An 11,589-nucleotide genomic window follows, 5' to 3' on the forward strand; every position below is an offset into this window, starting at 1 on the left:
ATAAGAAAGTTGAGTTAATGCCTGAAAGAATTTTAATTGTGGGCGGTGCGGGTTTTATCGGCAGTTGTTTGGCAATTGGCCTGAAGAAACTTCACCCAGAATGGCAAATCATTTGTTTGGATAATCTGCGCCGCCGGGGCTCAGAATTGAATATTCCGAGGCTTAAAAGTTGCGGGATTCAGTTTGTTTATGGGGATATTCGCACGGCGGCTGATTTAGATCCGGTGGCGCTGAATGCTGATTGTATTATCGATTGCGCTGCGGAACCTTCTGTGCTGGCGGGTTTTAGTTCGCCTCAGTACGTTTTGCAGACGAATTTGTTGGGTACTGTGAATGTTTTGGAGTTGGCGAGACAGACTGGTGCGAGTTTGCTGTTTTTGTCTACGAGCCGGGTTTATCCGATCGCAAGCGTGAAATCTGTTAAGCTGTTGGAGTTGGATGATAGATTTGCGATCGCCCCAGAACAAACATTACCCGGTATCTCAGAGCTAGGCATATCAGAAGACTTCCCGTTAAAAGGACACCGTTCGCTTTACGGAGCCACCAAATTAGCATCGGAATTGCTGATTGAGGAATACAGAGAAGCATACAACGTGCAGGCAATTATTAACCGCTGCGGGTTAATTACCGGTGCTTGGCAAATGGGTAAAGTCGATCAGGGAGTTTGCGGTTTGTGGGTGGCGGCTCACTATTTTCAAAAGTCGCTAAGTTATATTGGTTTTGGTGGCAGTGGGAAGCAAGTTAGAGATTTGCTGCACGTTGAAGATTTGTTGAGATTAGTTAATTATCAGTTAGAACATTTTGCTGAATTTGACGGCGAAGTTTTTAATGTAGGCGGCGGTGTGAGCAACAGTCTTTCTTTAGTTGAAACAACTGATTTGTGCCGCAAGATTTCGGGTAAATCTATTTCAATTAATCCGGTTTTGGAGGAACGCGCGGGGGATATTCCGATTTTTATCACTGATTCTTCTAGGGTGATGGAGAAGACTGGATGGCAGCCTATGATTGGGCCGGAGGCAGCTTTGCAGGATATTTATGATTGGATTGCGGCTAATGAGGTGGTTTTAAGTTCGATTTTGTAGGGATTTTTGGCAGCGCAGATGTTTTGTGGAATTTGGTAATAAAACCCTTTATTCTGCGGTCGGGAAACGGCACTGCCTTTTCCCTACATAATGTTTGAATTTGTAATATCTATCCGTGTATTTTTTAGAGGATTTATCCAAGTTTAGAAGATGAAGAATTGCAGACAGCCGATCGCACTTATCAACAAAATCTCGACAAAATCTTGATAAAAGTGCGATCGAGCTCAACGCCTACTCAGCAAAATAGCGAGTCAAAATCCGCATAATCTCACCGCTAATGGGCGAGGGGAGGCGCGGACTCCACTCCTCAATCTTGGCGAAACCCAAGATGTGCAGGATGTCTACGATGATTGAAAATATGGGCGGGAAGCGTAAGCTTGAGTCGCTTCGCTACTCATTAGAAAAATTAGGCTTGTCAACCATGCACACCCTTGGTACTTTTGCGATAATTATTGACAACGGTGGCAAGGTACTGCTGTGCCATCGCACCGATAGGGACGCTTGGAACTTGCCTGGTGGTAGGGTTGAGGCTGCGGAAACTCCGTGGGCTGCGGTTGTCCGTGAGGTACAAGAGGAGGTGGGTTTGCTGGTCAAGGTGATAGCTGCGATCGGCATTTATGCTATACCATCGCGATCGGACTTGGTGTTTACCTTCCGCTGTGAAGTCGTCGGGGGTAGCCTGCGTACCACGGAAGAAGCAGACGAAATCCAGTGGTATCTGCCCTCGGAGTTGCCGGTTAACACGTTTTCCAGTCATGTGGAACGCATCTATGACGCCTATGCTGGACATAGCGCGGTTTTGCTGAAGACGCAGGACTAACCGTTTATTTGTGAATGAGTTAAATATTTGGTAAAAGGTAAATTGAAGGGCGATCGCACTTTGGCTTTGGGGAGAAAGTGCGATCGCCCTTATTTGTGATAAAATCAATAAATAGAAGCTTGCAAGCCAAGGATTCAAATTTATGAGCACCATCAATATTTCCTTGCCTGATTCCGTAAAAGCCTATCTCGAAAAACAAGTAGCTAGTGGCAATTATAATAATATCAGCGATTATATTTTGGAGCTGATTGTTCATGAACAAAAGCGTAAAACCGCTAAAGAACGTGTCGAAGAACTTTTATTAGAAGCTTTGGATTCTGGTGAAGCGACTCCGATGACTGACATAGACTGGGAAAATATTCGGCAGACTGTACATAACAACGTCGCTCAAAAGTAAAGTTATACTAATGACTGAAATTCACAAACGCTCAATTGTTATCAAAGACTTAATTGAGCACGCTACTGACATGGCTCAAGATAATCTGGAGGTAGCAGAACAGTTTTTGGTAGCAGCAGATGAGACATTTAAGCTCTTAGGTAAGATGCCAGGACTGGGAAAAATGAGTCAATTTTATAATCCCAGACTTGCAAATATTCGACAATATCAAATCAGAGGATTTAAACGCTATCTGATATTCTATCGAGCCGAGGAAACAGGTGTCGAAATTTTGCGAGTATTGCATGGGGTGCGAGATTTGGAAGCGATTTTAGATGAATATTTAGAAAATGAGGAATTGTGAGCAGTGCGTTAGCGAAGCCCTCGAAGGGCGATCGCACTTTGCTTAAACAGGACTTGCGGAAACTAATGCGGGGATGCTGATGTTAAGAATACCAGGCGGTTGAAACCGCGTCTATACAGGCAAAACCCGCCTCCGCGGGTTGAAGAAGACCGGACAGTTGAAATTATCTTATTTTCTTCATTCCGCGGAGGCGGAATTTGTTTGTGTAGGTGCGGTTTCAACCGCCGTCTCATCTCTTGCTTCTCCCACCAACTACCTCAAAATCCCAGCATGATTATACCAAATATCGATGCAATTATCAGCGCCATTACCAGTATCGCCCAGCCTTTAATTAAAGATAAACTCGATCGCAACGAAACGGTCATCAAATTACTCAAAAAATTTAACCTCAACCCCGAACATCCGCTACCAGACTTCAGCAGCGTTTACGCTTACACATTAGTAGAATACGGCGTCGGTAAACCTAAGCCAATATTAGAACTGTTCCGGCAAAAAGAAATTAAACAAGCTTTTCGCGAAGCATTCGATCGCAATTCTCCGGCTATTTTAATCGAAGGAGGCGAAAAATTTCTCGATGCCTACGCTTTGGGAGATGAAATTAAAGATTTAGGGATTGACATTCGGCGCGAGTTTGCTGCTTTTTCAGCAGTTTTTATCGCTGTCACCAAGAACACCCGCAATCCCAAAGAAATTTTAGTTAGCAATCAGATTAATTCAGTACACAAACAAATTATAGCAGTTCAAGAAAGACTCGATCGACTCCCAACTTTAGAAGGAATTCGCACCGAAATGGCGCGATTGGCAGTTGAAAATAATCCGGCTTTACCAGCAGGAAATGAAACTGCTGGAAAATCCCAAGGGTTTGCTTTGGCGCAGCAAATGCGCGGCTGGTTTGAAATATTGGGCTACGATTTTGAGCCGTATCAAGTTTGGGAAGATAACTATTTTGAATGGATTATTCAAATTCCGGTGAGGCGGGGCAGATTCGATCGCATTTTGATTCGCGGCATCGCCGGAGAAGCGCAAATTCAAGATGTTGAGGCCCTGGGAGAGTCGGTAGCAGCGCAAAAAACCGATGAAGGTTGGCTGGTGACGGCGCGGCGGATTTCCAAAGCAGCGCGAAAGAAAGTTGACCAGCCGGAAAATCGGCATCTCGATTGTTATACCTTTGACGAACTGATTGATGTTGATGCTGATTTTAGCAGTTATATCGAATGGTTGGAAAATGAAGTTAAGCGCCGCAAAATCGATGGCAAATACGTGCCTCTGGGTTGTACGAAAGCTGAGTTAGATTCGGTTAACAAGCGACAAATTGATGCGAGTTATTACGGCGAAGAGGATGGCTGGATTGATGGTTATATCGATTTGTGGATGGACGATCCGGCGAAGGAACATATTTCTGTTTTGGGCGAATTCGGGACGGGGAAAACTTGGTTTGCTTTTCACTACGCTTGGACGGCTTTGCAGGCATATCAACAGGCTAAGGACAAAGGAACTCAACGGCCTCGGTTGCCTTTAATTATCACTTTGCGCGACTATGCGAAGGCGCTCAACGTGGAGAATGTTTTGGCGGGTTTCTTTTTTACTCAGCACAATATTCGGCTGAATAGTGAGGTGTTTGATCAACTGAATCGGATGGGTAAGTTGCTGTTGATTTTTGACGGATTTGATGAAATGGCCGCGAAGTGCGATCGGCAACAAATGATTAATAACTTCTGGGAACTAGCAAAAGTGATTGCTCCCGGTGCGAAAGTCATCTTAACCTGTCGCACAGAACACTTTCCCGAAGCCAAGGAAGGACGCGCTTTATTGAATGCGGAATTAAAAGCCTCGACTGCCAATCTCAGCGGAGAAACGCCGCAGTTTGAAGTGTTGGAATTAGCAGCATTTAACGACGACCAAATCCGTCAGGTATTGTCTCACGAAGCCGATGCCAAAACTGTGACACAGGTGATGAACAATCCGCAGTTATTGGATTTGGCGTGCAGACCGGTGATGGCGGAATTGATATTAGAAGCATTGCCGGATATTCAAGCTGGTAAACCTGTGGATATGTCGCGGGTATATCTGTATGCGGTGCGCCGGAAAATGGAGCGGGATATTAAGGCTGAAAGGACATTTACATCGCTGGCAGATAAACTATTTTTCCTGTGCGAACTCTCCTGGGAAATGCTCTCAAATGACCAGATGAGTTTGAATTATAGGCTGTTTCCCGACAGGATTCGCCGCTTGTTCGGTGCTGTGGTTCAAGAGGAAAAGAATTTAGACCACTGGCATTACGATATGATGGGTCAAACGATGCTGATTCGCAATGCTGAGGGCGATTATTCTCCGGCTCATCGCTCACTTTTGGAGTTTTTTGTAGCGTATAAGTTGGCGGCTGAGTTGGGAGTTTTGCCTGCTGATTTTACGGAGTTGTCTCAGGCACAATTGTATTTGGATAGTTCTGTTGATTCGGTGGATTATACTTGGTCTGGGTATTTTAGCCGTCAGGTGGACAATGTAGGTGAAGTTGTGCCGATTCCGGCTTTGAAGGGTTTTGTTGGTGAAACTTTAGCGCGGATTCGCAACAGTTTTGGGCGGGAACTTTTGACGAAAGCGGTGATAGATTTGCTAGTGCCGATGCTTTCAAAAAATGAGTTTGTTGATGAGGTCAAGTCTCGCTTATTGGAAATTTTGGAAGCTACTAAAGGTAAAACTGAGGCAGAAATTGGTTATATCGGGGGGAATGTGGCGACGGTATTGGTGAAGGTTGATAGCGCTGCTTTAGAAGGGAGAGATTTATCGCGGGCTGTAATTAAAGGTGCTGATTTTTCAGATGCTAGTTTGCGGCGTGTCAATTTTACTGAGGCGAATTTGAGTGATTCTGCTTTTATCAAAGCTTTCGGCTCGGTCTTTACAGTAGCATTTAGTTTAGATGGAAAACTATTTGCGACAGGTGATGCTAGTTGTGAAATTAGATTGTGGCAAGTTAAAGATGGTAAGCAAATTTTGACTTGTAAAGGACATACAGATTGGGTGCGGTCAGTAGTCTTCAATTCAGACTGTACAATCTTGGCTAGTGGTAGCTACGATCAAACAGTGAAAATATGGGATATCCGTACAGGAGAATGCCTCAAAACTTTACAAGGTCATACCAAGCGAGTATATTCAGTAGCAATCAATTATGAGGGTACAATACTAGCCAGTGCTAGTGCAGATCAGACGGTAAAGCTATGGGATATTCGTACTGGCAAATGCTTAAAAACTTTACTTGGACATACTGGCTGGGTACGGGAGGTTGTCATTAGTGGTGACAGTAAGATCATACTGAGTTGTAGCGACGATACAACTATGAAACTATGGGATATCAGCACAGGAGAATGCCTCAAAACTTTGGAAGGGCATACAGATTCAGTACAATCAGTAGCAATCAATCATGAGAGTACAATCCTAGCTAGTGGCAGTCTCGATCGAACAGTGAAATTATGGGATATGCAAACTGGACAATGTTTTAAAACCTTACAAGCACACACTGGGAGGATAAGATCGATTGCGGTTAGTCGTGACAGTAAAATCATTGTTACGAGTAGTGATGACCTAACAGTTAAAGTATGGGATATTCATACTGGGGAGTGCTTGAAAACCTTACTAGGACATACTGACTGGGTACGAGGAGTAGCCATTAATCCTGAAAGTACAACTTTAGTCAGTGGTAGCGATGACCAAACAGCCAGATTGTGGAATATTAACACTGGGGAATGTTTGAGAGTTTGGCAGGGCTATATTAGTGCTGTACGTTCAGTAAAAATTAGTGCTGACGGTCAAATTTTAGCTAGTGGCAATGAAGACCAGACAGTAAAAGTATGGGATATGCGTACTGGGGAATGTATAAAAACGTTAAGAGAACATACCAGTCGAGTAAATGAAGTGGCAATTAGTGCCGACGGTAAAATTGTAGCCAGTGGTAGTTATGACAAAACAGTTAAGCTATGGGATATTAAGACAGGAAAATGTCTCCAAACTTTACAAGGACATCACTGTGGGGTAAGTTCTGTCGCGTTCGCACCTGATGGTAAAACAATTGCTAGTGGCAGTGCCGATCCAACTATCAAACTATGGGATACTCACACTGGAGAATGTTTAAAAACCTTAGAAGGACACGCAGACTGGATATGGTCAGTAGCAATTAGTCCCGACGGTACGACCATTGCTAGTGGCAGTGATGACAAGACTGTAAAGCTATGGAATATTTATACAGGTGAATGTTTACAAACTTTTTATACTGATCTAGATTTTGTGCGTGCAATTGCTTTCAGTCCAGACGGAAAGACGCTTATCAGCAGTAGCTCTGATTGTAAGATAAAACTGTGGGACATCACCAAAAATACATTGTTGAAAACTTTGCAAGGTCATACATATTACTTAAATTCAGTTGCCTTCAGTCCTGATGGTAAAACTATTGCCAGTGCTAGTTATGACCAAACCGTAAGATTATTGGATGTTCGCACAGGTGAATGTTTGAAAATCTTGCAAGGTCATACTAATTCGGCACGATCTGTTTCCTTCAGTCCAGATAGTAAAATACTTGCTAGTTGCAGTAGCGATGAGACAATTAAGATTTGGGATGTCAAGACTGGTGAGTGCCTCAAAACGCTGATAGGCGAAAGACCTTATGAGGCTATGAATATCACGGGTGTTACGGGTTTGACGGATGCTGAGAAGGCTACGCTTAAAGGTTTAGGGGCGGTGTGCGACACCGATTTGTAGAGATGTGATAGATACTAAAGAAACCGGGTTTTTCACAGATTTAAGACTGCGGCGTATATTGTCGAAAAAACCCGGTTTCTGCCTAAGTTTCTTCCTTATTTGGGTAGGGGCAGGTTCACAAACCATCTATGAAACCTACAAATAATCTCATAAACCCACCGCATCCCCGTGATTATTTATATCAACATTTTACCAATAAATTTATGGTACATTTTGATTGTCTGTTGGGTGGGGGCGGGTTTATGAAATTATTCATTTTTATCAGATATGGTTGGCGAACCCGCCCCTACAAATTTGGTTTATTATATACGATAGAATGGGAGATATCGAATAAACTATATCCGCAAAAATATTGCGGCCGATCGCACTTTACGCCCAAACTTCCCTCAAATCCAAGATAAACCCTGGCAAAACATCTTCACCTGACAAAGTTGCAGGATTATCCAGCACTTCGACTTCCTGATTTAGCCTGTAAATCTCCACCTTGCGGTTTTTGCGATCGATCAACCAACCTAAACGCACCTGGTTTTCCATGTATTCTTTCATTTTATCTCGCAGCGGCTTCATTCTATCAGTTTCAGAACAAAGTTCCACCACGAAATCAGGCGCAAGAGGAGCAAAACCTGCTCTTTGTTCTGAGGTGAGTGCATCCCACCTTGGTTGACACACCCAAGACACATCAGGAGAGCGAATAGCCCTATTTGGTAGCGTAAAACCAGTTGAAGAACTAAATGCTACACCGAGTTGAGTCTGGCGGTTCCACAACCAGATTTGTCCGCTGATATCGGAGTTAATTTTTCCTATCTCGCCTCCGGTGGGCGGGTTTAGGATTAATTCTCCTGTGGCTGTCCATTCTAATTGTACATCCCGATTTGCGATCGCCAATTCGACGAACTGTTCGCGGGTAACGATGAGTGTTAGTGTTGGCGGAATATTGACTGCAAGGGCGGCGGATGATTTAGTTTGTGTCATCATTTTTGTCCTCAAACTGATCCTTTTATAGCAGCTTTACCTTCATAGCCCAAAGCCTGAAATGCTTGATGCTTCGTTGTTTTTATGATAACACTTGGATGTGACAGGCATAAAGGGCGATCGTATCTGATATCATAGAAAAAAGTTCGACACGGAGAACCGAAAAAATGCTAACTTCTACAGTTGTCGCCCCGGCCTCAAAAACCTACTCTCTAGAAGCATGGATGGAAAATCCACCGGATCTTCAAGAGTGGGTTGATGGCGAATTATTGGAGAAAAATGGTATGACTCTCAAGCATAGCAAGGTACAAGGAAACCTTTACTTTTCTTGGAGAAACTACAAAGACTCTAGCGGACAGGGAGGAGAGGTTTATACGGATGTTCCCTGTCGGACAAACCAGCAGGGACGCTATCCTGATGTTGCTTACCTTCCCTCGGAATTAGCCGCACAATTTGGCAATCTCAAAGTGCTGCCGCAAAGCTTTCCTTTATGTGCTGAAATTGTTTTACCAACTGATTTGGCTGAAGATGTAATCGCTAAAGCTACGGAATATTTAGAATCGGGAAGTGAGGAAGTTTGGCTGGTATATCCAGAAAGCCAATGGATTGTTGTAGTCACAAAACAATTCAGAATCATCTTTATTGCTGGGGAAGTTGTTAGCAGTCAAATTGTTTTGCCTGGTTTTAGCATTCCCGTCGATGAATTATTAAAATGAGCTATTTTATTCCAGTCCGCGCACCATCCGGACTTCGTTTGTGTAGGATCGGTTTCAACCGCCGACTCTTAAAGGTTTATCTTTCTTATTCAGTCCGCGCAGGCGGACTTTGTTTGTATAGTTGCGGTTTCAACCGCCGACTCGAACATCGTTTCTAACTTATAACTTCGATGCTTTAACAAACATTTGCCCGCCCAAAAACCGCCACAAAAAAGGCAATTTCAAATAAACCTTTAACAACAAAGGCGAGGCCGGCCGCCCTTTCGTCGAAAACGGCAAAAACCTCGGTATCATGACATCAATTTTAAATCCCACAGTTTGTAAAAGCTCTTGTAGAGATAAGTGCGTAATGGGTAATTGATGGTCGATAAAATCGTAGTATTCCTTGTAAGAGTATTTGAAATTAGGCTGAATTACCAAAAGTGAGCCGCTAGGCTTCAGCGCATCAAAGCAAAACGAGATAATTTCGACAAGTTCCTCTTTGTTGCGGAGGTGTTCAAAAAAGTTAGAGATGAAAATGCGATCGAACTTTTTATTGAAAGCAGTATTATTGTCTAAATTAAGCACATCTATATTCAGCACTTTCACATCAGTATTAGCAAATAACTTAGAATCGGGATTGAGGTCAATTAAACATTTTTCTCCCGCCCGAATGTGATTGATAAACTCGCAGTAGCCCCCGCCAATATCTAAAATCGCTGATTTTGAAGGAACATAATTTTGTAAAAATTCGTCAATCAAAACTTTCCAGAGTGCCACCTTGGCTTGCATTTGTCGGGAATCAAAGCGGTTGGCATACAATTTTTTGAGATATGTGTCAGTTTTCATAGTAAGATAGCATAGACTAAGTATGAGTTTATCACTGTCACAGCCAACTATGAATGTTATATCTACTGAAATACCGGACGTTCTGATTATTGAGCCAAAAATTTTTGGAGACGATCGCGGTTTCTTTTTTGAGAGTTTTAATCACCAAGCTTTTGTAGAAAAAACGGGCGTGACGGCAGAATTTGTGCAAGACAATCATTCCAAGTCTTCTAAAAATGTGCTGCGCGGTTTGCACTACCAAATGCAGCAGCCTCAAGGTAAATTGCTGCGGGTTGTTGCAGGGGAAATATATGATGTGGCGGTGGATATTAGAAAAAATTCGCCGACTTTCGGACAGTGGGTGGGCTGTTTTCTGAGTGCAGAAAATAAGCAGCAACTCTGGGTACCGGCGGGATTTGCTCACGGTTTTTTAGTAGTATCAGACATTGCTGAGGTTTTGTACAAAACTACAGACTACTATGCACCGGGACACGAGCGGTGTATTGTATGGAATGATCCTGATTTGGCGATCGCCTGGCCGCTAGATGGTGCCGATCCAATTTTATCACCTAAAGACAAAGCTGGACAAACGTTGAAAAGAGCTCAAGTGTTTTAATAATGAAAATTTTACTCGCAGGCGGCAGCGGACAGCTAGCTCAAGAATTGCAGCCCATCTTATTATCTGTGGGAGAGGTCATTGCAGTCGATCGCACTTCCGTAGATTTATCCCAACCCGAAACCATCCGTCAAGCAATGGCTGACATTAAACCGGATGTAGTCGTGAATGCCGGCGCTTACACTGCGGTGGACAAAGCTGAAAACGAAGCAGACTTAGCGCACGCAGTCAATGGTATCGCACCGGGAATTCTCGCACAAGAATGCGACAAACTGGGCGCAAGTTTAATCCACTTTTCCACTGATTACGTATTTGACGGTAGCAGCGGTTCGGCTTATCTCGAAACAGATGCTACAAATCCCTTGGGAACTTACGGCAAATCCAAGTTAGCTGGGGAGGAAGCAATTAGAAAAGCGGGAAACCGACATATTATTATTAGAACCGCCTGGGTTTACGGTAACGGCGGAAAAGGCAACTTTGTCAAAACCATGCTGAGGTTGGGAAAGGAAAGGGAAGAAATTCGAGTAGTAGCAGATCAAATCGGAAGTCCAACTTGGACGGCAGATTTAGGTGCTGCAACTGCCCAAATCATCCCTGTGCTTGGGCTAGAAAGTTTTGGGACTTACCAGTATACTAACAGCGGTGTTTGTAGTTGGTACGATTTTGCGATCGCCATTTTTGAAGAAGCAGAGAAACTCGGCTTTCCCCTCAAAATCCAGCGCGTAATTCCCATCACCACCGCCGAATATCCCACACCCGCAAAACGTCCCGCTTTTTCTGTCCTCTCAACCACAAAAATATCAGGACTTCTGGGAAGCTATCCTCCCCACTGGCGGCAAGGGCTCAGACAAATGCTGGTGAGAGAATTGAAATGAAAAATTGAGGAAATATGAGGGCGGGTTTTGTTCGAGATATTGTCTGTTATGTGCTTTACTGTGTTTAGTTTGTACCTTTGGGGTGCTGTTTATTCCCCGGAGATCCCCCTAAATGCCCCTTAAGAAGGGGGACTTTGAAAGCTTTCTTGTTCCCCCCTTTCTTAAGGGGGGTTAGGGGGGATCGGGCTTAACTAAACCGTATTGAGCAAAAC

10 protein-coding genes are annotated in these 11,589 nt (G+C 43.7%); 8 read left to right on the plus strand and 2 right to left on the minus strand.

Annotation, left to right across the window (positions count from 1 at the left end; translation table 11 throughout):
• The first annotated feature begins 17 nt into the window (after positions 1–17).
• The 5 genes from QZW47_RS00770 (at position 18) to QZW47_RS00790 (ending at position 7,391) form a co-directional block, all read left to right on the plus strand.
• Complete coding sequence (locus tag QZW47_RS00770) at positions 18–1,082, plus strand: NAD-dependent epimerase/dehydratase family protein (RefSeq protein WP_293122253.1); 1,065 nt, start codon at positions 18–20, stop codon at positions 1,080–1,082.
• Positions 1,083–1,419: 337 nt separating this feature from the next.
• The gene (locus QZW47_RS00775; RefSeq protein ID WP_293122257.1) at positions 1,420–1,902 is read left to right on the plus strand and encodes an NUDIX hydrolase; all 483 of its coding nucleotides are present in this window, start codon (positions 1,420–1,422) and stop codon (positions 1,900–1,902) included.
• A gap of 142 nt (positions 1,903–2,044) precedes the next feature.
• Positions 2,045–2,299 carry a type II toxin-antitoxin system ParD family antitoxin gene (locus tag QZW47_RS00780; protein WP_293122259.1) on the plus strand — a complete coding sequence of 85 codons (255 nt, stop codon included), beginning with the start codon at positions 2,045–2,047 and terminating at the stop codon, positions 2,297–2,299.
• 10 nt (positions 2,300–2,309) lie between these two features.
• Positions 2,310–2,642 carry a type II toxin-antitoxin system RelE/ParE family toxin gene (locus QZW47_RS00785; RefSeq protein ID WP_293122261.1) on the plus strand — a complete coding sequence of 111 codons (333 nt, stop codon included), beginning with the start codon at positions 2,310–2,312 and terminating at the stop codon, positions 2,640–2,642.
• 270 nt (positions 2,643–2,912) lie between these two features.
• Complete coding sequence (locus tag QZW47_RS00790; protein ID WP_293122264.1) at positions 2,913–7,391, plus strand: NACHT domain-containing protein; 4,479 nt, start codon at positions 2,913–2,915, stop codon at positions 7,389–7,391.
• Between the two features lie 369 nt (positions 7,392–7,760).
• Here QZW47_RS00790 and QZW47_RS00795 read toward each other — a convergent pair whose 3' ends face one another.
• The gene (locus QZW47_RS00795) at positions 7,761–8,363 is read right to left on the minus strand and encodes a Uma2 family endonuclease (protein WP_293123359.1); all 603 of its coding nucleotides are present in this window, start codon (positions 8,361–8,363) and stop codon (positions 7,761–7,763) included.
• A 167-nt stretch (positions 8,364–8,530) separates the two neighbouring features.
• Here QZW47_RS00795 and QZW47_RS00800 point away from each other — a divergent pair, with 167 nt between their 5' ends.
• Entirely contained in the window at positions 8,531–9,079 is a 549-nt protein-coding gene (locus QZW47_RS00800) for a Uma2 family endonuclease (RefSeq protein WP_293122267.1), read from the plus strand.
• Between the two features lie 159 nt (positions 9,080–9,238).
• Here the strand turns inward: QZW47_RS00800 and QZW47_RS00805 are convergent, their stop codons facing one another.
• Positions 9,239–9,907: a methyltransferase domain-containing protein gene (locus tag QZW47_RS00805; RefSeq protein ID WP_293122270.1), complete on the minus strand. Its 669-nt coding sequence runs from the start codon at positions 9,905–9,907 to the stop codon at positions 9,239–9,241.
• Between the two features lie 49 nt (positions 9,908–9,956).
• On the opposite strand from QZW47_RS00805, the gene rfbC reads away from it, so the two are divergent.
• Both rfbC and rfbD read left to right on the plus strand, forming a co-directional pair.
• Positions 9,957–10,502 carry a dTDP-4-dehydrorhamnose 3,5-epimerase gene (gene rfbC, locus QZW47_RS00810; protein WP_293122272.1) on the plus strand — a complete coding sequence of 182 codons (546 nt, stop codon included), beginning with the start codon at positions 9,957–9,959 and terminating at the stop codon, positions 10,500–10,502.
• Between the two features lie 2 nt (positions 10,503–10,504).
• Complete coding sequence (rfbD, locus tag QZW47_RS00815) at positions 10,505–11,377, plus strand: dTDP-4-dehydrorhamnose reductase (protein WP_293122275.1); 873 nt, start codon at positions 10,505–10,507, stop codon at positions 11,375–11,377.
• Positions 11,378–11,589: the final 212 nt, after the last annotated feature.

Origin of the sequence: Microcoleus sp. bin38.metabat.b11b12b14.051, assembly GCF_013299165.1 — a bacterium.
In the GTDB taxonomy this organism is placed as follows: domain Bacteria; phylum Cyanobacteriota; class Cyanobacteriia; order Cyanobacteriales; family Microcoleaceae; genus Microcoleus.

What these genes read in the sequence shown, in the direction of transcription:
- QZW47_RS00770 (WP_293122253.1), top strand. Translation starts at nt 18, where the DNA reads ATGCCTGAAAGAATTTTAATTGTGGGCGGTGCGGGTTTTATCGGCAGT.
- rfbC (WP_293122272.1), top strand. Translation starts at nt 9,957, where the DNA reads ATGAATGTTATATCTACTGAAATACCGGACGTTCTGATTATTGAGCCA.
- QZW47_RS00785 (WP_293122261.1), top strand. Translation starts at nt 2,310, where the DNA reads ATGACTGAAATTCACAAACGCTCAATTGTTATCAAAGACTTAATTGAG.
- rfbD (WP_293122275.1), top strand. Translation starts at nt 10,505, where the DNA reads ATGAAAATTTTACTCGCAGGCGGCAGCGGACAGCTAGCTCAAGAATTG.
- QZW47_RS00795 (WP_293123359.1), bottom strand. Translation starts at nt 8,363, where the DNA reads ATGACACAAACTAAATCATCCGCCGCCCTTGCAGTCAATATTCCGCCA.
- QZW47_RS00805 (WP_293122270.1), bottom strand. Translation starts at nt 9,907, where the DNA reads ATGAAAACTGACACATATCTCAAAAAATTGTATGCCAACCGCTTTGAT.
- QZW47_RS00790 (WP_293122264.1), top strand. Translation starts at nt 2,913, where the DNA reads ATGATTATACCAAATATCGATGCAATTATCAGCGCCATTACCAGTATC.
- QZW47_RS00775 (WP_293122257.1), top strand. Translation starts at nt 1,420, where the DNA reads ATGTCTACGATGATTGAAAATATGGGCGGGAAGCGTAAGCTTGAGTCG.
- QZW47_RS00780 (WP_293122259.1), top strand. Translation starts at nt 2,045, where the DNA reads ATGAGCACCATCAATATTTCCTTGCCTGATTCCGTAAAAGCCTATCTC.
- QZW47_RS00800 (WP_293122267.1), top strand. Translation starts at nt 8,531, where the DNA reads ATGCTAACTTCTACAGTTGTCGCCCCGGCCTCAAAAACCTACTCTCTA.